Source organism: Bradyrhizobium sp. WSM4872, assembly GCF_055811715.1.
Genome location: NZ_JBVVPT010000001.1, coordinates 385,153 through 406,493 on the forward strand (window position 1 = coordinate 385,153; position 21,341 = coordinate 406,493).

21 protein-coding genes are annotated in these 21,341 nt (G+C 64.1%); 10 read left to right on the forward strand and 11 right to left on the reverse strand.

What is annotated here, in order from left to right:
• Positions 1 to 175 precede the first annotated feature (175 nt).
• The gene (locus tag AC0L3C_RS01925) at positions 176 to 943 is read left to right on the forward strand and encodes an outer membrane protein (RefSeq protein WP_473256936.1); all 768 of its coding nucleotides are present in this window, start codon (positions 176 to 178) and stop codon (positions 941 to 943) included.
• 148 nt (positions 944 to 1,091) lie between these two features.
• Here the strand turns inward: AC0L3C_RS01925 and argC are convergent, their stop codons facing one another.
• From argC to AC0L3C_RS01940, 3 genes are all read right to left on the reverse strand, one after another.
• On the reverse strand, positions 1,092 to 2,090 hold the full coding sequence (gene argC, locus AC0L3C_RS01930) for an N-acetyl-gamma-glutamyl-phosphate reductase (RefSeq protein WP_473256937.1): 999 nt from the start codon (positions 2,088 to 2,090) through the stop codon (positions 1,092 to 1,094).
• Positions 2,087 to 2,755 (reverse strand): FMN-binding negative transcriptional regulator, encoded by a 669-nt coding sequence (locus AC0L3C_RS01935; protein WP_473256938.1) that lies wholly within the window; start codon positions 2,753 to 2,755, stop codon positions 2,087 to 2,089. The genes argC and AC0L3C_RS01935 overlap by 4 nt, the downstream gene beginning before the upstream one ends.
• 223 nt (positions 2,756 to 2,978) lie before the next feature.
• The gene (locus tag AC0L3C_RS01940; protein ID WP_473256939.1) at positions 2,979 to 3,509 is read right to left on the reverse strand and encodes a DedA family protein; all 531 of its coding nucleotides are present in this window, start codon (positions 3,507 to 3,509) and stop codon (positions 2,979 to 2,981) included.
• Between the two features lie 273 nt (positions 3,510 to 3,782).
• On the opposite strand from AC0L3C_RS01940, the gene parE reads away from it, so the two are divergent.
• From parE to AC0L3C_RS01960, 4 genes are all read left to right on the forward strand, one after another.
• Complete coding sequence (gene parE / locus AC0L3C_RS01945) at positions 3,783 to 5,825, forward strand: DNA topoisomerase IV subunit B (protein ID WP_473256940.1); 2,043 nt, start codon at positions 3,783 to 3,785, stop codon at positions 5,823 to 5,825.
• Between the two features lie 434 nt (positions 5,826 to 6,259).
• Positions 6,260 to 7,048, forward strand: coding sequence for an outer membrane protein (locus AC0L3C_RS01950; protein ID WP_473256941.1), 789 nt, complete (start codon positions 6,260 to 6,262; stop codon positions 7,046 to 7,048).
• Positions 7,049 to 7,281: 233 nt separating this feature from the next.
• Positions 7,282 to 7,467 (forward strand): hypothetical protein, encoded by a 186-nt coding sequence (locus AC0L3C_RS01955; RefSeq protein WP_007591540.1) that lies wholly within the window; start codon positions 7,282 to 7,284, stop codon positions 7,465 to 7,467.
• Positions 7,468 to 7,488: 21 nt separating this feature from the next.
• Complete coding sequence (locus AC0L3C_RS01960) at positions 7,489 to 8,259, forward strand: SDR family NAD(P)-dependent oxidoreductase (RefSeq protein ID WP_473256942.1); 771 nt, start codon at positions 7,489 to 7,491, stop codon at positions 8,257 to 8,259.
• Between the two features lie 108 nt (positions 8,260 to 8,367).
• Here AC0L3C_RS01960 and AC0L3C_RS01965 read toward each other — a convergent pair whose 3' ends face one another.
• Both AC0L3C_RS01965 and AC0L3C_RS01970 read right to left on the reverse strand, forming a co-directional pair.
• A complete protein-coding gene (locus AC0L3C_RS01965) occupies positions 8,368 to 9,138 on the reverse strand; it encodes an outer membrane protein (RefSeq protein ID WP_473256943.1) in 771 nt (256 codons plus the stop codon).
• 179 nt (positions 9,139 to 9,317) lie between these two features.
• Positions 9,318 to 10,574, reverse strand: coding sequence for an FAD-dependent oxidoreductase (locus AC0L3C_RS01970; protein WP_473256944.1), 1,257 nt, complete (start codon positions 10,572 to 10,574; stop codon positions 9,318 to 9,320).
• Between the two features lie 119 nt (positions 10,575 to 10,693).
• Between AC0L3C_RS01970 and AC0L3C_RS01975 the strand changes: the two genes are divergently transcribed.
• Positions 10,694 to 10,828, forward strand: coding sequence for a hypothetical protein (locus tag AC0L3C_RS01975; RefSeq protein WP_456764490.1), 135 nt, complete (start codon positions 10,694 to 10,696; stop codon positions 10,826 to 10,828).
• A 65-nt stretch (positions 10,829 to 10,893) separates the two neighbouring features.
• Here the strand turns inward: AC0L3C_RS01975 and AC0L3C_RS01980 are convergent, their stop codons facing one another.
• Positions 10,894 to 12,408, reverse strand: a complete 1,515-nt coding sequence (locus tag AC0L3C_RS01980) for a caspase family protein (RefSeq protein ID WP_473407009.1) — start codon at positions 12,406 to 12,408, stop codon at positions 10,894 to 10,896.
• A gap of 208 nt (positions 12,409 to 12,616) precedes the next feature.
• Between AC0L3C_RS01980 and AC0L3C_RS01985 the strand changes: the two genes are divergently transcribed.
• The 4 genes from AC0L3C_RS01985 to fabA all read left to right on the forward strand — a co-directional run bounded on the left by AC0L3C_RS01985 (position 12,617) and on the right by fabA (position 17,321).
• Entirely contained in the window at positions 12,617 to 13,582 is a 966-nt protein-coding gene (locus tag AC0L3C_RS01985; RefSeq protein WP_473407010.1) for a helix-turn-helix transcriptional regulator, read from the forward strand.
• A gap of 298 nt (positions 13,583 to 13,880) precedes the next feature.
• Positions 13,881 to 15,449, forward strand: a complete 1,569-nt coding sequence (locus AC0L3C_RS01990) for a DEAD/DEAH box helicase (protein ID WP_473407011.1) — start codon at positions 13,881 to 13,883, stop codon at positions 15,447 to 15,449.
• A 165-nt stretch (positions 15,450 to 15,614) separates the two neighbouring features.
• Positions 15,615 to 16,682: a GGDEF domain-containing protein gene (locus AC0L3C_RS01995; protein ID WP_473256948.1), complete on the forward strand. Its 1,068-nt coding sequence runs from the start codon at positions 15,615 to 15,617 to the stop codon at positions 16,680 to 16,682.
• Between the two features lie 108 nt (positions 16,683 to 16,790).
• A complete protein-coding gene (fabA, locus tag AC0L3C_RS02000) occupies positions 16,791 to 17,321 on the forward strand; it encodes a bifunctional 3-hydroxydecanoyl-ACP dehydratase/trans-2-decenoyl-ACP isomerase (RefSeq protein WP_473407012.1) in 531 nt (176 codons plus the stop codon).
• Between the two features lie 3 nt (positions 17,322 to 17,324).
• On the opposite strand, the gene AC0L3C_RS02005 is transcribed toward fabA, so the two are convergent.
• The 5 genes from AC0L3C_RS02005 to sufD form a co-directional block, all read right to left on the reverse strand.
• Positions 17,325 to 17,780, reverse strand: coding sequence for a TfoX/Sxy family protein (locus AC0L3C_RS02005; protein ID WP_473407013.1), 456 nt, complete (start codon positions 17,778 to 17,780; stop codon positions 17,325 to 17,327).
• 162 nt (positions 17,781 to 17,942) lie between these two features.
• Positions 17,943 to 18,353 (reverse strand): HesB/IscA family protein, encoded by a 411-nt coding sequence (locus tag AC0L3C_RS02010; RefSeq protein WP_081747958.1) that lies wholly within the window; start codon positions 18,351 to 18,353, stop codon positions 17,943 to 17,945.
• 61 nt (positions 18,354 to 18,414) lie between these two features.
• A complete protein-coding gene (locus AC0L3C_RS02015) occupies positions 18,415 to 18,786 on the reverse strand; it encodes an SUF system Fe-S cluster assembly protein (protein ID WP_007591551.1) in 372 nt (123 codons plus the stop codon).
• Positions 18,783 to 20,030: a cysteine desulfurase gene (locus tag AC0L3C_RS02020; protein WP_473256950.1), complete on the reverse strand. Its 1,248-nt coding sequence runs from the start codon at positions 20,028 to 20,030 to the stop codon at positions 18,783 to 18,785. Before AC0L3C_RS02020 ends, AC0L3C_RS02015 begins: the two co-directional genes overlap by 4 nt.
• The gene (gene sufD / locus AC0L3C_RS02025; RefSeq protein WP_473278053.1) at positions 20,027 to 21,331 is read right to left on the reverse strand and encodes a Fe-S cluster assembly protein SufD; all 1,305 of its coding nucleotides are present in this window, start codon (positions 21,329 to 21,331) and stop codon (positions 20,027 to 20,029) included. The genes AC0L3C_RS02020 and sufD overlap by 4 nt, the downstream gene beginning before the upstream one ends.
• Positions 21,332 to 21,341: the final 10 nt, after the last annotated feature.

The following is a 21,341-nucleotide window of genomic DNA, read 5'->3' on the forward strand; positions in this document are numbered from 1 at the left end:
CTCCGATGGCTCAGCGCCTGCAACCAAGGAGTGAAATCCTCGAAAGCCTGCCCGGCTGCTGGTGTTGCCAAAGGATGACAGTGCGACAAAAACAGGGATGCCATCGGTAGACTGACACGAAGGATCGCCCATCCACAGGTATATTTGGTCATCTCATTGATGATTCGGGGCAGATATGAATTGGAAGATTGCATCCGCGCTCGCCGGACTCTCGCTCGCAGCCGTCACCACCCAGGCCAGTGCCGCCGATCTCGCCGCACGTCCCTACACCAAGGCGCCGCCGATGATCGCGGCGATCTATGATTGGAGCGGCTTCTACATTGGCGCCAACGGCGGCTATGGCTCGTCACGCAATTGCTGGGACCAGACCGTTGGTTTCGCCGCCGGCGTTGCGGAAGGCTGCCATGACGCGACGGGCGCCGTCGCCGGCGGCCAGATCGGATATCGCTGGCAGAGCAGCGCCTTCGTATTCGGCCTCGAAGCGCAGGGCGACTGGGCGGACCTCTCCGGCCGGAACGCCAGCACCGTGCTCGGCGTCGCGAACCGCACCCGTGTCGATGCTTTCGGCCTGTTCACCGGCCAGGTCGGCTACGCCTGGAACAGCGCACTGCTTTACGTGAAGGGCGGCGCCGCCGTCACCCGCAACCGCTACCGCGGCATCGGAACGGGCGGTCTGGCCGGAGCCGAGTTCGACGGTGCCGACGATACCCGCTGGGGCGGCACGGTCGGCGTCGGCATCGAATACGGCTTTGCGCCGAACTGGTCGGTCGGCGTCGAATACGACCATCTGTTCATGGGCCGCCACGACGTCACGCTTACCTCCAACGGCGCGCTGGCACCCGTCGGTACGTTCTCACGTACCGACCGCATTGGCCAGGACGTCGACTTGATCACCGCCCGCATCAACTACAGGTTCGGCGGCCCGATCATCGCGAAGTATTGAGGTCTGGTGTCCCGGACGCGGCGCAGCGTGTAGCGCTGCTCCGCAGAGCCGGAACCCAGAAAGCTTAAGCAGGACAATAGGCGCGGGCCCCGGCTCTGCAGCGCATCGCCGAGAGGCGCTGCGCCGCGTCCGGGGCACGAGATTGCTCCTACTCCTCCGGCAATCCGAGCATCAGCCGCATGTTCTGCACGGCCGCGCCGGACGCGCCCTTGCCGAGATTGTCGAGCCGCGCGACCAGCACCGCCTGATGGTACTTGTCGCTGGCGAAGACGTAGAGCTCGAGCGTGTTGGTCTCGTTGAGCGCTTCCGGCTCGAGCTTGCCGCCCTTGGCCGCCTCGTTCTGAAGCGGCATCGCCGAGACGTATTTCGAGCCGGCGTAGCGCTTTGCCAGCGCGGCCTGGAGATCGGCGCCGCTGGGCTTGCCGGGCAGCGTGTCGAGCTGGAGCGGCACCGACACCAGCATGCCCTGCCGGTAGTTGCCGACGGACGGGATGAAGATCGGCCGCCGCGTCAGGTTCGAATAGAGCTGCATCTCCGGCAGATGCTTGTGCTCGAAGCCGAGGCCGTAGAGTTCGAAGGACGGCGCGCCGCCGTCCTCGAAACTCGCGATCATCGACTTGCCGCCGCCAGAATAGCCGCTCACCGCATTGACGGTGACGGGATAGTCCGCAGGCAGCAAGCCGGCATCGACGATCGGTCGCAGCAGTGCGATCGCGCCGGTCGGATAGCAGCCGGGATTGGAGACCTTCTTCGCAGCCTTGATCTTGCCGGCCTGATCCGGCGTCAGTTCCGGAAAACCATAGGCCCAGTCGGGCGCGACCCGGTACGCGGTCGAGGCATCCAGCACCTTCGGGCCCGACTGCCCCATGCTGTCGATGAGCGCAACCGTTTCCCTGGCAGCATCGTCGGGCAGACAGAGGATGACGAGATCAACCTCCTCCATCAGCGCCTTCTTGGCCGCGGGATCCTTGCGCTTGTCCTCGGCAATCGTCTTCACGACCACGTCGCTCTGCAGCTTCAGCCGCTCGTTGATGCCGAGGCCGGTGGTGCCGGAGCCGCCGTCGACGAAGACGGTGGCGGGCTTTGTCGCAGCGCCCGTCTTCGGGGCATTTTTGGTGTCAACGAGACTGGCTTCAGAAAAGGTCATGGCGCGCTCCTTTCGAGCATGTTGGTTTCGGATGCGAAGGCCTCGGGCCTTACGTCCTGCATCAGTTGTGCGATCTCCCTGGCGTCGGCATGGACTTGCGCGCCAAGCGCATTGGCGATCGCCGTATAGTCGGCGTCGGACTTGTGCTGGTTGAGCTTGAAGCTGGCTTCGACCTCCTCAACCGTCATGACCAGACCCACGATCGCCTTCTTCATCGCCTCGAGCCGCCCGGCCGTCATCTTGCCCGACGTCCACGGCTTCTTCGGCAACAGCCAGTTCTCGAACTTGTTGCTGAGCGTATCGATTTGCACGGCCAGTTCACCATCCGACAACAACCGCACCGGCCCGGTCAGATGGACCGACTGGTACAGCCAGGTCGGCACCTGATCCGGCGAGACGTACCAGTCCGGCGACACGTAGGCATCGGGGCCGTTGACCGCGAGCAGCCAGGAGGTCGTCCCGTCGGCAAGCTTTAGCAGCGGATTGTGACGGGCTACGTGAAAGGCGGCCTGCGGCGTGCCGTCCGCGGCATAGGTCAAATAGAACGGCAGCGGCGAGGCCACGGGCTTGTGGCCGTCGAAGGCGCACATGGTGCCGAAGCCCCGCATGTCGGCGAATTTCAGGCTCGCGGCGCGGTCCTGCTTGAAAAAGGGTGGCGTATACATCGTAGTCTCCTGCTGGCCTCCTTGGGGGCCGCCGGATCAGATCGCACTGACAGGAGAGAGAATGCCGCGGACCGGATCCAGCGGCAAAGACGATGATCTCAAACGCGATCGACCGCCCAAACCGCAAAGCTGCGGCGGCGGCGACGGGCGAACAGGATGGTCGCGGCGTTGATCATGGCGCGGGGCTATAAGGCCAGATGCGGTTCGCGTCAAGGTTCGGACGTCACACCACGCGCCAGATCCATTCCATGATCTTCGCGATCACGTCGCCGAACAGCAGCAGCGCCGCCGACCAGACCAGCGCCGAGACGAAATTTGCGGCCTGAAAACTCCAATAAGGCATCTCGAAAATGCCGGCTGCAAGCGGCACGGAGGCGCGCAACGGGCCGAAGAAGCGGCCGATGAAGATGCTCGGCACGCCCCAGCTGCGCACGAAAGCCTCACCCCTGGGCAGGAGTTCCGGATAGCGCGAGAGCGGCCACATCTGGGCGACCTTCTCCTTGTAGCGATAGCCGAACCAGTAGGAGACCCAGTCGCCCAGCGCCGCGCCGATGCCGCCGGCGATCCAGACCGGATAGAAACTGATGCCGCTGGCACCGATCAGCGCGCCGATAGCGACCAACGCGCCCCAGGCCGGGATCAGCAGCGAGATGAAGGCGAGCGACTCCCCGAAGGCGAGCGCAAACACGATGGGAGCTGCCCAAGTCTGGTGAGCGCGCACGAAATCGGCCAGCGCGTGCGCAAACTGCTCCATTCAAAATAGCCTTTCCGCCCTGCCCGAAGGTGCTGCTCGATGAAAAGGACTGGTAAGCCAAGGACTTGTGTGACATCAAGTCACAAAGTCCTATCCAGACCGGACCGGAACGTCACATTGCCGGGAATTGATGGGGCTGCGGCGTAAAATCGCCGGGATTGGCTCCCAACCACACCGCCCGGCCCGCCCTGCGATAACCTTTCCAGGTCAGAAGTGGCATAGTCGGCTCAACCGATTCGCCGTTCATGCGGCCCTCAAAACGCATAAAGATATATGTCCAAGCAGTTGAAGCCCAAAGCAAAAGACGATTTTTTCGGTGGCGATGAGCCGAAGCCTCGTCCCGGCAAAGCAGCCGCGCGCGCGGGCGGCGCCGAAGCCGACTACACCGCAGCCGACATCGAGGTGCTCGAAGGTCTGGAACCGGTGCGCCGCCGGCCCGGCATGTATATCGGCGGCACCGACGAGAAGGCGCTGCATCACCTCTTCGCCGAAGTCATCGACAACTCGATGGACGAGGCGCTCGCGGGGCATGCGACCTTCATCGGAGTCGAGTTGAGCGCGGACGGCTTTTTGACCGTCACAGACAACGGCCGCGGCATCCCGATCGATCCGCATCCAAAATTCCCGAAGAAGTCGGCGCTCGAAGTCATCATGTGCACGCTGCACTCGGGCGGCAAGTTCGACTCCAAGGTCTACGAGACCTCGGGCGGCCTGCACGGCGTCGGCATCTCCGTGGTGAACGCCCTCTCTTCGCTGCTCGAGGTCGAGGTCGCGCGCAGCCAGAAACTCTATCGCATGACCTTCGAGCGCGGGCACCCGAAGGGCAAGCTCGAGGATCTCGGCAAGATCAACAACCGCCGCGGAACCCGCGTGCGCTTCAAGCCCGACACCGACATCTTCGGTGCCAAGGCCGCGTTCAAGCCGCAGCGCCTGTTCAAGATGACGCGTTCGAAGGCGTATCTGTTCGGCGGTGTCGAGATCCGCTGGAATTGCGCGCCCGAACTGCTCAAGGGCATCGACGACGTGCCGGCGGAAGCGACGTTCCACTTTCCTGGCGGCCTCAAGGATTATCTGGCGGCGGCGATCCATGCCGACACGCTGGTGCACCCCGACATCTTCTCCGGCAAGTCGGGCCGCAACGGCGCGCATGGCGCCTGCGAATGGGCGGTCGCCTGGACCGCGGATGCCGACGGCTTCCTGTCCTCCTACACCAACACCGTGCCGACGCCCGACGGCGGCACGCACGAATCCGGCCTGCGCAGCGCGCTGCTGCGCGGCCTGAAAGACCACGCCGAACGCGTCGGCCAAGGCAAGCGCGCGTCGTCCATTACGTCTGAAGACGTGATGGTGGGTGCAGCCGTGATGCTCTCGGTGTTCGTGCGCGAACCTGAATTCCAGGGCCAGACCAAGGACCGTCTCGCCACCGCCGAAGCGCAGCGCATCGTCGAACAGGCGATGAAGGATCCGTTCGACCATTGGCTGTCGGGCAATCCGAACCAGGCCAACAGGCTGCTCGACTTCGTGGTCGACCGCGCCGAGGAGCGGCTGCGCCGCCGGCAAGAGAAGGAGACCGCGCGCAAGACGGCAGGCAAGAAGCTGCGCCTGCCCGGGAAGCTCGCCGATTGCAGCGATGCCGGTCTGGACGGCTCGGAACTCTTCATCGTCGAGGGAGACTCGGCCGGCGGCAGCGCCAAGCAGGCGCGTGACCGCAAGACCCAGGCCGTGCTGCCGCTGCGCGGCAAGATCCTCAACGTCGCGTCCGCCGGCAAGGACAAGCTGACGGCAAACACGCAGCTCGCCGACCTCGTGCAGGCGATCGGCTGCGGGATGCTCGCACAATATCGCGAAGAGGATCTGCGCTATCAGCGCATCATCATCATGACCGACGCCGATGTCGACGGTGCCCACATCGCTTCGCTGCTGATCACCTTCTTCTACCGGCAGATGCCGCGGCTGATCGACGAAGGCCACCTCTTCCTCGCCGTGCCGCCGCTCTACAAGCTGACCAATGGCACGAAATCAGTCTACGCCCGCGATGACGCGCACAAGGAAGCGCTGATCAAGAGCGAATTCAACGCCAACGCCAAGGTCGAGGTCAATCGCTTCAAAGGCCTCGGCGAAATGATGCCGGCGCAGCTCAAGGAAACCACCATGGATCCGGCCAAGCGAACCATGCTGAAAGTGGTTCTGCTCGCCGACGACCGCGACACCACGGCGGATTCGGTGGAGCGCCTGATGGGCACCAAGGCCGAAGCGCGCTTCGCGTTCATCTCGGACAAGGCGGAATTCGCCAATGACGACCTGCTGGACGTCTGATCCGCGGGCGCTGCCTGGTCGGATCCCATCAAGAGCCCCGGCACGAAGCCCGGGGCTCTTTTGTTTTTGGGGACGGCAACCTCCCTACCCCGCCTCATCTCCACTGATTCTCCGCCTTGTCGCGTCGCGACTCGGCCAACGACTCATCGAGCCAGGCCGATGCAGGATTGCCTCCATTTCGGACAAAGCCGGATTCACTAACGAGAAGCTACCAAAAAACAGATCGCAAAATTCGACGTACTGCATTGATAATACGTACTTATTTTGCATTCCAACGACGACGCTCAGAATCCCTGCCGTGCGGCGTTTCCCGGCGACTGTGCCTGCTCTGCAACAGCATTTCGGAGAGAAGTAGCTATAGTCCGGGACATCAGATCACACGGACTTCAGTGCGCTCGCGCCTTCCAGACAGACCAAAGCTTGGGGAATTTAAGATGAAGAAGATTTTGCTCGCACTGACCGCGGTTGCCGCGATGACCGGTTCGGCCTCGGCCGCTGACCTTGGCGCCCGCCCCTACGTGAAGGCCCCGATGGCTGCTCCCGTCGCCAGCTGGACCGGCTTCTACCTCTTCGGCGGCGCCGGCGGCGGTCTCTCGGCCTCTGACCAGCGCGTGCAGACCACGGTCGGCGCAGTTCCCCTGACGATCGATCAGCGCCAGGGTGGCTCGGGCTGGTTTGGCACCGTCGGTCTCGGCTACGACTGGCAGTTCAGCGGCACCTGGGTCGCCGGTGTGTTCGCTGACGGTCAGTTCGGCAGCATCCGTGCTACGATTCAAGATCCCCTGCTCTTCGGCGGCATCACCGGCAACCAGAAGCTGGAAGACTCCTGGGCTGCGGGCGTGCGCCTCGGCTGGCTGGTTGCTCCGAACGTTCTCTCCTACGTTAACGGCGGTTACTCGGGCGCCCACTTCGGCAGCACGAACTTCATGACCTTGGCTGGCGTTCCCGCCGGTGTTCATCTCAACGGTTACAATCGCAACGGTTGGTTCGTCGGCGGCGGCGTCGAGAACAACCTGAACATCTTCGGCATCCAGTCGCCCGGCTGGTTCATGAAGACCGAATATCGTTCGTCCTTCTACAACGCCAAGACCCAGGACATCCTGACCGATGTCGGCAACGTCGCGGTCGGTCAGAGCATCCGCGCCAACACCTGGAACCAGACGATCTCGACTTCGCTGGTTTACCGCTTCAACTGGACCGGTCCGGTCGTCGCGAAGTACTGATCCGATCTGACCTAATCTTCAGACGTCAAAGCCCCGGCATGGTCCGGGGCTTTTTCGTTTGGGGTTATCGAGCGCCCAAGCTGGCCTTCAGCAATCCGAGCGCTCACCTCCGTCCTTGTCCCAAACCATTGTATCTAAATCGAAGCCGGCTACTGTGTAGGCCAAGCTTTCGTGAGCGCAGACGTCATTGATGGACCGCGTCACGACAGAAGCGGACCCATGGGGAGGAATGCATGCGCAGATTTCTGCTTGTAGCAGGCCTGTTTGCCCTCGCCGTCGGGCTGCTCTGGATCGGACAGGGCACGGGCACCGTCGCGTGGCCGCGATCGAGCTTCATGGTCAACCAGTTGCAATGGGCCGGCTATGGCGCAGCCATGGCCGGCTTCGGGCTGGTGCTGATCTGGCAGAGCAACCAATAGAAGAAACCAGGGAATAGCAGCATGACATCCAGTCGGTTCGATCTCCGCGGCAAGGTCGCGATTGTCACGGGAGGCAATGGCGGCATCGGGCTCGGCATGGCCCGTGGCCTCGCCGATGCCGGCGCCAACATCGCCGTGGTCGGACGCAATGAAACCAAATCCGCCGCCGCCGTCGCCAATCTGGCTCAACGCGGCGTGAAGGCAATCTCTGTTCCCACCGACGTCACCGACAAGGCGGGCATCGCCGCGATGGTCGATCGCGTCGTCAGGGATCTCGGCCGCATCGACATCCTCATCAACAATGCCGGCATGAGCATCCGCAAGCCGCCGCACGAGCTCGAGCTCGACGAGTGGAATACGGTGATCAACACCAACCTCACCAGCGCCTTCCTGTGCTCGAAGCTGGCCTATCCGGCGCTGAAGGCGTCCGGCAACGGCAAGGTGATCAACATCGGCTCGATGATGTCGATCTTCGGCGCGAGCTTCGCGACGGCCTACGCGGCGAGCAAGGGCGGCATCGTTCAGTACACGCGCGCCTGCGCCAATGCGTGGGCGCCCGACAACATCCAGGTCAATGCCATCCTCCCGGGCTGGATCGACACCGACTTGACTCGCGGCGCGCGGCAGCAGGTATCAGGATTGCACGAGCGGGTGCTGGCACGCACGCCTGCGGGGCGGTGGGGCGACATCGACGATTTCGCCGGCATCACCGTGTTTCTTGCCTCGTCCGCCTCCAACTTCGTCACCGGCACCGCGATCCCCGTCGACGGCGGGTTCTCGGTGATGGCGTAGGCCGTACGCGATAATCTGCACACAAAAAAGAAGCCCCGGACAATGCCGGGGCTTTTAAATTTGGGCAGTGATCGTCTTTTATGGCTGCTTGGTCGTTCGTTGACCCACTCAGTAGCGGGCGATGACCGGCGCGTCGAACTTGTAGCTGGCGCGCACGACGGCCCACTGGAGATCGCGCGGCTTGGCATCGAAGCTGTAGTTGCCCGACGTGCCGCCAAGTTGATAGGTCTGGCTGGCGAAGGCTGCGTAGTTGTATTCGAGGCCGACGATCCAGTTGCGGGTGATGCCGTATTCCCAGCCGGCACCGACGGTCCAGCCGTTGGCCCAATGGGTCTGACCGCCAGAACCGGTGGCCACGCCGACCGTGTCGGTGACCGAGAGACGGTTGTTCACGCCGGCATAGCCGCCCTTGATGTAGAACAGGTTGTTCTGCACGGCGAAGCCCGCGCGACCGACGACGGTGGCAAGCACATTAGCGCGCCAGGAGAACACGTCGTCACCCGCGCCAAACGCGGTGTTCAAGAACGAGCCCTTGTTGTCGAGGCCCGAGATCGTGCCTTCCATACCGAACACGTAGTTGTTGGCCTGCCAGTTGTAGCCGATCTGGGCGCCGCCCAGGATGCCGGAGTTGCGCTGACGGTAGCCCTGCCCCGGGGTCAGATCGCCGAACGGTGCGCCGGTCCCGTTGTTGATGAACTGCTCGTTGGTCCATGCGCCGCCGATGTGGCCGCCGACATAGAAGCCGGTCCAGTTGAACATCGACTCCATATAGGCCGGCGCCTTTGTGTAGGGCCGTGCACCGAGATCGGCGGCGGAAGCGGCGCCGGTCGAAATCAGAGCGGTCGTGCAGGCGAAGGCGGCAATCAACTTGTTACGCATGGTACACCCCGTGTCCTTTGATGGGTGCACGCTCACACGCAGGTCTTACTCAAATTTGAATCAAGACAGTTAAGACGTTGGATTGGCAAGCAGCGCGCCTTTAATCCGTTTGCGCTGTTGCACGCAGGCAACGCGCCGAGCGCGAATTAACGCCGCGTTATCCCTACCGGGTCCTTGCGCTACCGTGCCGGCGCAGCCTTCGACTGCACGTGCTCGGGCCGGACGCCAAGGGCGAGCAGGCGCGCCGGAATGCCCTGGAGCCACGGCAGCGCGGTGATGAGGCGCAGGACCAGCGGCACTTTCAGCGGCCGGTCGTCGCCCTGCAAAGCGCTGCTGATGATGTTGTTCTGCACGATCATCTGCATTCGCTGCGTCATCTTCACCGGGAATTCGCGGCGACGGCGCACGGCATCGAGCTCGTTCTCCGACGGACAGCCGCGCTGCAGCTTGTCCGCCAGCAGGTTTGCGGTCGCGACCGCATCCTGCACAGCGAGATTGACGCCGACGCCGCCGACCGGCGACATCGCATGTGCGGCGTCGCCGATCAGAAGCAGGCCCGGCCGCGTCCAGCGCGGCAGGCGGTTGATCGCGACGGTGAGCAGCTTGAAATCGTCGAAGCTCTTCACATCCGCGATGCCGCTCTTCAGGACCGGCGCCATGCGAACGACGTCGTCGAGCAGCGCCTGCAATCCCCTCGCCTTCACCGCGTCGTATCGTCCCTTGGCGATGACATAGGCGCATTGCCAATAGTCGCCGCGGTCGAAGGTGATCATCATCTTGCCGGGCTCGACGCGCGCGAACAGGTTTTCGGTCTCGTTCGCGTTGCGGCCGACGCGGAACCACAGCACGTCCATTGGCGCGCCGATCTCCTCGACCTCGAGGCCGGAACGCTGGCGCACGGTCGAATGCCGGCCGTCACAGGCGATGGTGAGATCGGCTTCGATGTCCACGATACCGTCCGGCGTATTCGCCCGCACGCCGGCGATGGTCTCGCCGTGGCGGATCAGATCGACCGCCTCCGTGTTCATCATCACCTTCAGCGAGGCGAAGCGCTGGCCGGCCTCGCGCAGGAAATTCAGGAAATCCCATTGCGGCATGAAGGCGATGAAGGGGAACTTGGTGCGGAGGCGGCTGAGATCGGCGATGCGAACGGGGGTACCGCCGAACAGGCCGTCCATCTTCTGCAGGCGCTGATGCGGCAGCTTCAGGAATCCGTCGATCAGACCGAGCTCGTCCATCACCTGGAGGGTCGAGGGATGCACGGTGTCGCCGCGGAAGTCGCGGAAAAAATCCGCATGCTTCTCCAGCACCACGACATCGATGCCGGCGCGCCCCAAGAGATAGCCGAGCATCATGCCCGCCGGTCCGCCGCCGACGATGCAACACCGGACCTTCAACGAAGAGCCCTGGGGATTCTGCGACGTATCGGGTTTCACGGCCGGGTCCTCATTTACGGGTCAAGGTTTGCGTGCAGTGCAGCAAGCAAGATTCATTTGCCGCAGTTGTGAATGGCCGTTAGCCTTGCCGTCAATTCCGACTCATTCAGGAAATTGCAGTGCAGACAATCCTCATACTGCTCGGCGTCTGGATCCTGATCAACGTGCTTTTCGTCTTGATCATGATCGCACCGCGCAGGCCGCCGCTTGCGCCGGTGCGCATCGAACACAACGGTTATCCCTACGAGGAGTAGGACAAGCTCAAGCGCTTCATCAGGAGCGGGTAGCAAAAGCGTGCGCGACGCCTTCGCCCGCGTCATCACTTGTTGCTGCGGTTCGCGCTGCGGAAGCTCTTGATCTCCGACACGCTGCCGTCGCGATAGGTCAGCTCCACCGAGATGAACTGCGTTGCCGGCGCGAGCTTCATGTAGAGCGGCATGCCGGCGCTGATCGCGCTGGGATCGCGCATGTCGCAGCCCGGCATCTTCAACAGCTGGTTCGGAACGGCGGTGTCGATGCCGATGCGCACCTCGCGGATGGCGCAGCGGTAGGACACGAGGTGCGTGTAGTAGACCAGCAGCCCGTTGAACTCGCGGAATGACAGCCAGCTCGTCGCGGTCATGTCGAGGATCTTGCGCTGGTCGCGGATCAGCGCGGCTTCGGGATCGAACCTGATCGGGAACGGGCCCTGCATGTCGCCGGACTGGTCGACATAGCGGACCTCGATGGTGCCGGCCTGCGCGTCCGGCGGCAATTCGATCGATGGGTTCGGCATCCTCTTGCGCGTGCGTGGGTCGAGCGTATCGATGAAACCGGTTTCGCGGAAATCGCCATTGCCGGCCATGCGCCAGGAAACGCCGAGGGTCGGATCGGCAAAGGAGAACACCACGCTCCAGCCGCCATTGTGGCGCGAGAAGCTCGCGATCGGCGCGTTGGTGGTCTCCTCCTTCGGCACGCGCGGCACCGACACCGGCGGCAGCGCCGCGAGCTTCTGCGCCGGCGGATCGGCCGGGCGCGCGGCGGCGTCCTTGGCGATGCCGCTGAGGAAGACGTCGTCGACCATCTGATCGAAATAGACCGGCACCTGCCTGTGCTTGACGGTGTCGGCCATCTCGCTGACGAGACGGCGCGTACGCTGCGCCACTTGCACCAGGTTCTCGCCGGGCTGGAGCAACTCCTTGGCGAAGGTGCGCGTGAACACCGAATTGGGATTGGCGTCGTCGTTGGAGAGCCGGTCGAGCGCGGTCTGGCGCGGGCCCGCGGAGAAGACCGAGAACACGCCTTCGGGCAGTTGCACCATCGGGGCAAGCCCGCCGCCACCGGCGACGGCGCGGGTACCTTTGCGCTCGAACGGGTTGTTGCGGCAGGCGTCGAACACCAGGATCGAGGTTCGCGCCTTCTTGTTCTGGAGGCGCTCGACGATGCGATCGGCCAGGATGGAGGCATCACGCACCAGCTCTTCCTGCCCTTCCGTCGCCGCCGGCACGTCCGTCGGCAGCAGATAGTTCTGGCCTGCGATTTCGAAGCCGTGGCCGGCATAGAAGAAGAACGCGGTGTCGCCGGGCTCGACCGTCCGATCGAACGCGAGCAGCGTCTCCGAAAATTGCTGCCGGCTCTGGTTTTCGGCGACCATCACCGAGAAGCCGAGCTGCTTCAGCGTATCGCCCATCGTGCGGGCGTCGTTGACCGCCTTGAGCAGTTTCGGAACGTTCCTGTAGTCGTTGTTGCCGACGACGAGCGCAACGCGCTTCTCGGCACAAGCGGGAAGCGCGAAACCGCTGAGGCCGGCCGCGAGGCCAAGCGCTGCCAGTACTCTGAAAAGCCGACGCGTCATCGAAAATCCCTCAAGAACGGCCCACGCCGGTTCCTTCGAACAGCGGTTCATGGGAACCGCGTCGTTGATGTGATAGTCGGCCCAGCCACATCGCTGGTTCAACAGCCCTGAGGAGTCAGGTCTGTCGTCTAGCCTATGGTAGATGCCACCGGAATCTGCTTTTTCTCGGTGAATTCTTGTGGGCAATTCCGCTGGAAGTGGGGCCGCCGTGTATCGCTGGTGCACCGACGAGGTCGAGCCGCACGACCGCTTCGACTTTTGGCGCGAGGTGCGCGCCAAGGGCCTGTTCGGCGTCACCGTCGAACTCGAGCGCGAACGCCGCGCGGACTTCTTCGGCGAATTCTCGCTGCGCCAGCTTGGCGGAGCCGGCCTGGTCGAGCTGAAGGCCTCCCATTACACGGTCGAGCGCAGCACGACCGACATCGCTCACGCGCCGGGCGACAGCCTCTGCGTCTATCAGCAGCTCGGCAGCGGCGCCTGGTTCGGCGGCATGCGCGGCAGCGACTTCACGATCGCCAATGGCAGCTTCGCCACCAGCCATACCGACCAGCCCTATCGCGCGGAGCCGCTGGGCACGGGAGGCTTCCACCTGCGAATCCTGAAGGTACCGCTGAGCGGCCTCTCCACACAGGACAAGCGCATGCGCGAGCTTGCGCCCCGGACGTTCGACGATTCCACCCTGACGCCTCTGCTCGGCGCCTGCTTTGCCGATCTCGGCCAGGTTGCCGCGGGTGATGACGGCGCCGCCGATGCCGCTTCCCTCGTCCAGGCTTTAGCCCATCTGGCGCTGATCGAGCGCGGCATCCTGCGGCCCGGCAGCCGCCTCGGGCAGGCCGCACTGCGGACCGCCCGGCTCTCGCACGCACGGCGCCTGATCGCGCGTCACCTGCAAGACCCAAATCTGGCGCCGACGATGGTGGCCGACCTGCTCGGCGTCTCCGTGCGTCACCTGCATATGTTGTTCGAAAGCGCGGCCAGGAGTTTTTCGCAAACCGTGACGGACGAACGCCTGAACCAGAGCCGCCGTTTGATGCGCGAAGCCCCGGAGCGGCTGATCGCCGACATCGCGACCTCCTGCGGGTTCGACAGCCTCGCGACCTATTACCGGGTCTTCAATGCCGCTTACGGGATGGCGCCCGGCGACTTCCGCGCGCAGGGGCCGGAGGGGGGCTAGCCGACGTTTGGGCCGTTCCGGCCGATCGCCGGATTGGGCGGAAAACCGCAGCCGCGCCCGCTATTTGGGCGAAAACCTCAGGTTTTTTAGGGCCTTCCCGCGCCTGCTCCATTGACTTTGGCCGATTCCGCCCTATGTTCCGTGGCGACGCGGCTCAGATCGAAGAGCGATTCCTGAGCCTGGCGCTTTGTTCGCGTGAGTCAGCACCCCCAGCTTCTTTGAGAGCGCGCCGTTTCGGGGTGGAACGCGACAGCCTTATTACCCTCGATTCCGAACGGCGGTTTCGACCAGAGGCTCAATGTCTTTTACCCATCTCGGACTATCCGAAAAAGTCCTCGCCGCAGTGGCGGCCACCGGTTACACCACCCCCACCCCCATTCAGGAACAGGCGATCCCTCACGTCCTCGCTCGCAAGGACGTGCTCGGCATCGCCCAGACCGGCACCGGCAAGACCGCAGCCTTCGTGCTGCCGATGCTCACCATCCTCGAAAAGGGTCGCGCCCGGGCGCGCATGCCGCGCACCCTGATCCTCGAGCCGACCCGCGAACTCGCGGCGCAGGTGAAGGAAAACTTCGACCGCTACGGCGCGGGTCAGAAACTCAACGTCGCCCTCCTGATCGGCGGCGTTTCCTTCGGCGACCAGGATGCCAAGCTGACGCGCGGCGTCGACGTGCTGATCGCTACTCCCGGCCGCCTGCTCGACCACACGGAGCGCGGCGGCCTGCTGCTCACCGGCGTCGAGCTGCTCGTCATCGACGAAGCCGACCGCATGCTGGACATGGGCTTCATTCCCGACATCGAGCGCGTCTGCAAGCTCGTCCCGTTCACGCGGCAGACCTTGTTCTTCACCGCGACCATGCCGCCGGAGATCCGGCGCATCACCGAAACCTTCCTGCACAATCCGCAGAAGGTCGAGGTATCGAAGCCCGCCACGACCGCTGTCACCGTTACACAGTGTCAGGTCCCGGCCGGGCGCGAGGCGCATGAGAAGCGCGATCTGCTTCGCCGATTGCTGCACGAGGCCAAGGATCTCCAGAACGCGATCATCTTCTGCAATCGCAAGCGCGACGTCGCCGTCGTTCACAAATCGCTGCAAAAGCACGGCTTCAGCGTCGGCGCGCTGCACGGCGACATGGACCAGTCGGCCCGCACGGCGGCACTCGAGCAGTTCCGCAAGGGCGAGCTGCCCCTCCTCGTCGCATCCGACGTCGCCGCCCGCGGCCTCGACATCCCCGAGGTTAGCCACGTCTTCAATTTCGATGTTCCCCACCATCCCGACGACTATGTCCACCGCGTCGGCCGCACCGGTCGCGCAGGCCGGTCCGGCATGGCGATCTCGCTCGTCACGCCGCTCGACCAGAAGTCGATGGTGGCGATCGAAAAGCTGATCGGCCAGAGCATTCCGCGCGCCGAAGGCGATTTCGAAGTCCGCACGGATGCTTCCGATGCTGGCGAGCGTCCGCGCGAGCAGCGCGGCCGTGAACGTTCACGCGGCGGTCGCGGCAAGCCGCAACGCGGCCGTGATCGTGAGCGCAGCCACGAGCCGCGCGAACCACGTGGCGAGGCACAGCCTTCAGCCGAAGCACGGCCCGCTCCCGAAGCAAGGCCCGTTTCCGAAGCGAGGCCCGCGCGCGAGGCAAGGCTTCCGCGTGAAGCCAGACCTCCCCGTGAAGGCAGACCTGCGCGTGAAGGCAAGCCATCATCCGAGCCGCGTGACGGGGCGCGCCAGCAGGCCAATCCGTCGCATGTGCCGTCGATCGGCCGTCCCGAGCCGCGTCGGCAACGCGAGGCCGACAGCGAGCCGGGCGACCACTCGCATCTGCCGGCATTTCTGCTGCGTCCGGTTCGCTCCCCCGCCGGCGCCTGAAGCACGATGTGCTCCGGCTTTGGTTGAAACCAAGCCGGCGCGCACTTTTTCGGATGCATTCGTGGACGTATATTTACGGGGCGTTCACGATCGTCCGTTAGCCTACGAACATAATTTAAGTATTGCTGCGGTCGACGGCGCGCCGATCGTTGTGGGGTATGTTCCGTGGTCAAGGTGCTCGACGAACACGAACGCACGATGGCGTTCGCCGAGGTAGCGCTCGGTCAGATCCGGTCGCTACGGCAGACGGCAATTCCCCGCAATTACGAGATCTGGTACGTCTACGCCACCGGCTACAACGCCCCGCTCAACAAGATCATCAACGAGACGCTGGCGCGGAGCGGCAAGCTGACCGAAGCCGATCTCGATCAGATCTACGAGACCTACCTCTCCCACATCAAGACCACCGACCGCATCGACAAGGTCGGCGCGCGCGTCATCGGCGAGATCGACGACGTGATGAAGGTCCTGGGCGACGCGCTCGGGATGACCGGCTCCTACGATGCCAGCCTGTCGGGCGCGACCGAAAAGCTGTCATCGGCCAAGAGCCGCGAGCAGATCAAGTCGATCGTCGAGACGCTGCTGCGTTCCACCAGCGAGATGCGTGAGACCAACAAGGCACTGGAAGACCGGCTGACGCTCTCGAAGAGCGAGATCAGCAACCTCCAGCAGAGCCTGGAGGCGATCCGCGCCGAGAGCCTGACCGATCCGCTGACGGGGCTCGGCAACCGCAAATATTTCGATCGCATGATCGACATGGCCGTGCAAGGCGCGCTCGCCTCCGGCGAGCCGCTGTCGCTGCTGCTGGTCGACATCGATCACTTCAAGTCGTTCAACGATTCCTACGGCCATCTCACCGGCGACCAGGTGCTCCGGCTGGTCGGCCTGTCGCTGAAGCAGACCATCAAGGGCCAGGACATCACCGCCCGCTATGGCGGCGAGGAATTCGCGGTCGTGCTGCCCAACACCGCGCTGCGCCAGGCCCTCACGGTGGCCGATCACATCCGCCGCGCGGTGATGGCCAAGGAATTGAAGAAGAAGTCGACCGGCGAAATCCTCGGCCGCGTCACCATCTCCGTCGGAGTCTCCATGCTCAAGCAGGGCGACGACACCGAGGCGCTGATCGAACGCGCGGATGCCTGCCTTTACGCCGCCAAACGCAACGGCCGCAACCGCGTGATCTGCGAGGCCGATCCGGAATTCGCGGTCGAGACGCACAACCGGGTGGCGTGACGCCGAAGCCGCGCACCGCCACCCGCGCTTGACATTCTGACCTGACGAACGACATCTCCCTCGCCGCCTTGAGGTGTCCGCCCGCGCGCATCCGGAGGACTTGTCGTCTTGCCCAATCCGCATGATTTTCACTCACCGCAACCGTCCTACACCAGGGACGAGCTGCTGAGATCGAGCGAGGGCGGCTATTTCGGCCCAGGCAATGCGCAATTGCCGGCGCCGCCGATGCTGATGATGGACCGCATCACGGAGATCAGCCTGGACGGCGGCGAGTTCGGCAAGGGCCACATCGTCGGCGAGCTCGACATCGCGCCGGGCCATTGGTTCTTCGATTGCCACTTTCGCGGCGATGCCACGATGCCGGCGTCTCTGGGTTTGGATGCCATGTGGCAGATGGTCGGCTACTGGCTGGGATGGTCGGGCTCCCCAGGCAAGGGCCGCGCCATCGGCGTCGGCGAGGTCGCGTGCACGGGCGAGGTCACACCGAACGCGCAATGCGTGCGCTACGAAGTCTCCATGAGGATGGTCCGGCGCGGCAAGCTGGTGCTCGGTATTGCCGACGGTCGCGTGCTGGCCGACGGCATCTGCGTCTTCACCGCCAAGGACATGCGGGTTGGTCTGACCAAAGCCGTGGAGTGAACCTCAAGCCCTTCGCGTGGCGCGCTTGCGGGCCGGGCTCTTCTTGCCGACTTTCTTCGCCGCTTTCGCAGGCTTGGCGACCTTCTTCGCCGGCTTGTTCGCTGGCTTCTTTACCGCCTCCTTCGCCTTGGGTCGCTTCTTCACCTTGGCGCGCTGGGCGGCGGCGAGAGCCGCCCTCGCCCATTGCGCGAGTTCCGCGGAATCGTCGAACAAGCGCGCGGGCAGCTCCCAATAGGAGTTCACCACCACGGTCTTGGCGCGGGTCGCGTATTGGAACGGCTTCGAGCCCTCCGCTTCAAAATCCGGGATGGTCACCTCGTCGGCGCGGAAAAACAGGCCGGCGCGCAAGGCAAGCGCGAAGTTGATGCCGTCGGCGGAAATGCCGTAGCCGGAGAACATTTTCCGGATGGCGACGGGGCCGAAATCGGCGAACAGGTCGATCAGGAATCCGCGGTCCATGGGCAGGCTCTCTCGTGCCCCGGACGCAGCGCAGCGTGAAACGGTGCGCTGCTGAGCCGGGGCCCAGCGTCTTGGACTGGTGACCATAGCGTGGGTCCCGTCTCTGCGCAGCAACGCAAGCGCGCTGCAGCGCGTCCGGGATACGAGAGCAACGTGAGAAAACTACCCGTCGATCTGCGCCGGACGCAGCTCGACCGACTCGCCGCAGCCGCAGGCGGAGATCTGGTTGGGGTTGTTGAAGACGAACTGGGCCTGCATCTTGTCGGCCTTGTAGTCCATCTCGGTGCCGAGCAGGAACAGTACGGCCTTCGGATCGACCAGGATCTTGACGCCCTTGTCCTCGACGACCTCGTCGGTCGGACGAACATCATGGGCGTATTCGACGGTGTAGGACTGACCGGCACAGCCGCCGTTCTTGACGCCGACGCGCAGGCCAACGATCTCGGAATCGGCGCGCTGGGTCAGCTCGTTGATGCGCTGGGCAGCCGCGTCCGTCAGCCGCATCACCTGCGGGCGGGGCCGCCGCGGCTTTGGAGTGGATGCTGGTGTCGAGCCCGACGATATCTGTGTCATGTCAGTGATGTGGTCCGTTGCCGAGCGAATTCAATGCCAAGGATCGAAAGCAGGTTACGCGTCACCACATATTGAGCACGAGGCGAGCCTCGTCACTCATGCGCTCCGGCGTCCAGGCCGGCTCCCAGACCACCTTGACGTCGACCACGCCGACGCCGGGAACGCTGGCGACCGCGTTCTCGACCATCGTCGGAAGCTCGCCGGCGGCCGGACAATTCGGTGTCGTCAGGGTCATCTGGACGTCGACCGAGCGATCGTCCTTGATCTCGACCTTGTAGATCAGGCCGAGCTCGTAGATGTCGGCCGGGATTTCCGGATCGAACACGGTCTTGAGCCCGGCGATGATCTCGGTGGTCAAACGCTCGGTCTCCTCAGGCGGCAGCGCCGACTGGGTCTCCATCGGATTGGCTTTGATTTCGGCCGTGTCACTCATGCGAACAAATCCCGCGCCTTCAACAGCGCCTGTGCCAGATGATCGACTTCTTCCCGCGTATTATACATGCCGAACGACGCCCGGCATGTGGCCGTGACGTTGAACCGCTCTAAAAGCGGCATCACGCAATGGGTGCCGGCGCGCACGGCGATGCCCTGGCGGTCGATCACGGTGGCGACGTCATGGGCGTGCGCGCCCTTGAGCTCGAAGGAGATGACCGGGCCCTTGCCCCGCGCCGTCCCGATCAGCCGCAACGAGTTGATCTCGCGCAGCTTGTCCTGGGCGTAGGTGACGAGATCGTGCTCATGCGCCGCGATCCGCTCCTTGCCGATCGAATTGACGTAGTCGATGGCGGCGCCAAGTCCGACGGCCTCGACGATCGCCGGCGTGCCGGCCTCGAATTTGTGCGGGGGATCGCCATAGGTGACGACATCGCGCGAGACCTCGCGGATCATCTCGCCGCCGCCGTTGAACGGGCGCATCGCGACCAGGTGGTCGTACTTGGCCCAGAGCACGCCGATGCCGGTCGGACCGTAGACCTTGTGGCCGGTGAAGACGTAGAAGTCGCAGCCGAGGTCCTGGACGTCGACGGGCAGATGCACGGCGCCCTGGCTGCCGTCGACCAGCACGGGAATGCCGCGGGCGTGGGCGATCTTAACGACGTCCTTGACCGGAACGATGGTGCCGAGCGCGTTCGACATCTGCGTGATCGCGACCAGCTTGGTCTTCGATGTCAGCAGCTTTTCGAATTCGTCGATGAGGAAATTGCCCTCGTCGTCGACCGGCGCCCATTTGATCACGGCACCATGGCGCTCCCTGAGGAAATGCCAGGGCACGATGTTGGAGTGGTGCTCCATGATCGAGATGACGATCTCGTCGCCTTCTTTGATGTTCGGTTCACCCCAGGACGAGGCGACGAGGTTGATCGCCTCGGTCGCGTTGCGGGTGAAGATCACTTCCTCGGTCCGGGCAGCGTTGATGAACTGCGCCACCTTGGTGCGGCCGCCCTCATAGGCTTCGGTCGCGGCATTGGCGAGGTAATGCAGGCCGCGATGCACGTTGGCGTATTCGGAGGTGTAGGCCTGCGTCATGCGATCGAGCACGGCGCTCGGCTTCTGTGCCGAGGCGGCGTTGTCGAGATAGACCAGCGGCTTGCCATAGATCTGCATGGCCAGCGCCGGAAAATCCTGGCGCACGCGCGCGACGTCGTAGGCGCCGTTCTTGACTGCCGGATGCGTGCTCATTGGCGCCGCTCCAGCCAGCGCTCGGCAATGCCGATCACGTGCTCGCGCAGATCATCGTCGGCGATCTGCTCGATCGCCTCGCCCACGAAAGCCTGGATCAGCAGGGCCTGGGCCTGCTTCTCCGGCAGGCCGCGCGCCTTCAGATAGAACAGCAGGCTTTCGTCGAGCGCACCGGCGGTTGCGCCGTGACCGCAGGAGACATCGTCAGCGAAGATCTCGAGCTCGGGCTTGTTGTCGGCCTCGGCTTCGTCCGAGAGCAGCAGCGCACGGATCATCATCTTGCCGTCGGTCTTCTGCGCATCGGGACGAACGATGATGCGGCCCTGAAACACCGAATGGGCGCGATCGTCGATCACGGCACGGAAGACTTCGCGGCTGACGCAATTCGGCACGGCGTGGTCGACGACCAGCGTGGTGTCGCCATGTTCGGTCTTCTGCAACAGGTTCACGCCGTTGACGGAGAGCTCACTGCCCTCGCCTGCCAGCGTGATGAAGCCTTGCAGGCGGCTGACCGCAGCACCGGTGGTCATGTTGAAGAAATTCAGCTTCGTGTTCGCACCGACCGTGACGAACTGCGAAGTGATGTTCACCGCATCCGGCGAATCGTCCATCAGGCGGATATGCGCGACGTCGGCGTTGTCGCCGACCGAGAGGATGACGGCATCGTTGACCTGGTAAGCCTTGGCGCCGGCCGCGACAAAGGTCTCGATGATGGTGGCACGAGCGGCCTTCCCGACGGCGACCTGCGAGCGGGTGAAAGCCGACGCGGAAGACGCAACCGCGATGTGAATGACCTGAATCGGCGCGGACAGCTGCACGCCGTCGGCGATATCAACCACGACACCGTCGGTCGCCATCGCCGCGTTCAGCGCGATCACCGCATCGGTCGCCGCGGTCTTCAACAGACCGGAATCCTTCTCCAGCGTCTCCCGCAACGTCTTAAAGCCCGCCTCGGAGGCCAGCGCCTTGACGTCGGAGAGATCGGCAGCGAACACGCCATCGACCAGCACCAGCTTGCGGGCGCCAGCGATCGCATGCGCCTTCACCGCGTCTGCGGCCCGCTTCAACGCAGCCGCATCGGGCGCAGCCGCGAGCGGCAGCACCTCGCCGACCAGCGCGCGCAGATCGGTGTACTTCCACTCCTCGATCCGGCGGTGCGGCAGGCCGAGACGCTCGTAGGTCTCGAACGCCTCGCGGCGCGCCGCGATCACGGAAGGCGAACCCGGCAGACGGCCTTCGGCGCTGGCGAACAGATCGCTCACCGCGCGGCCATTTCCGGTCTTTGCCACAGCAACGTTCATCGCAAAATTC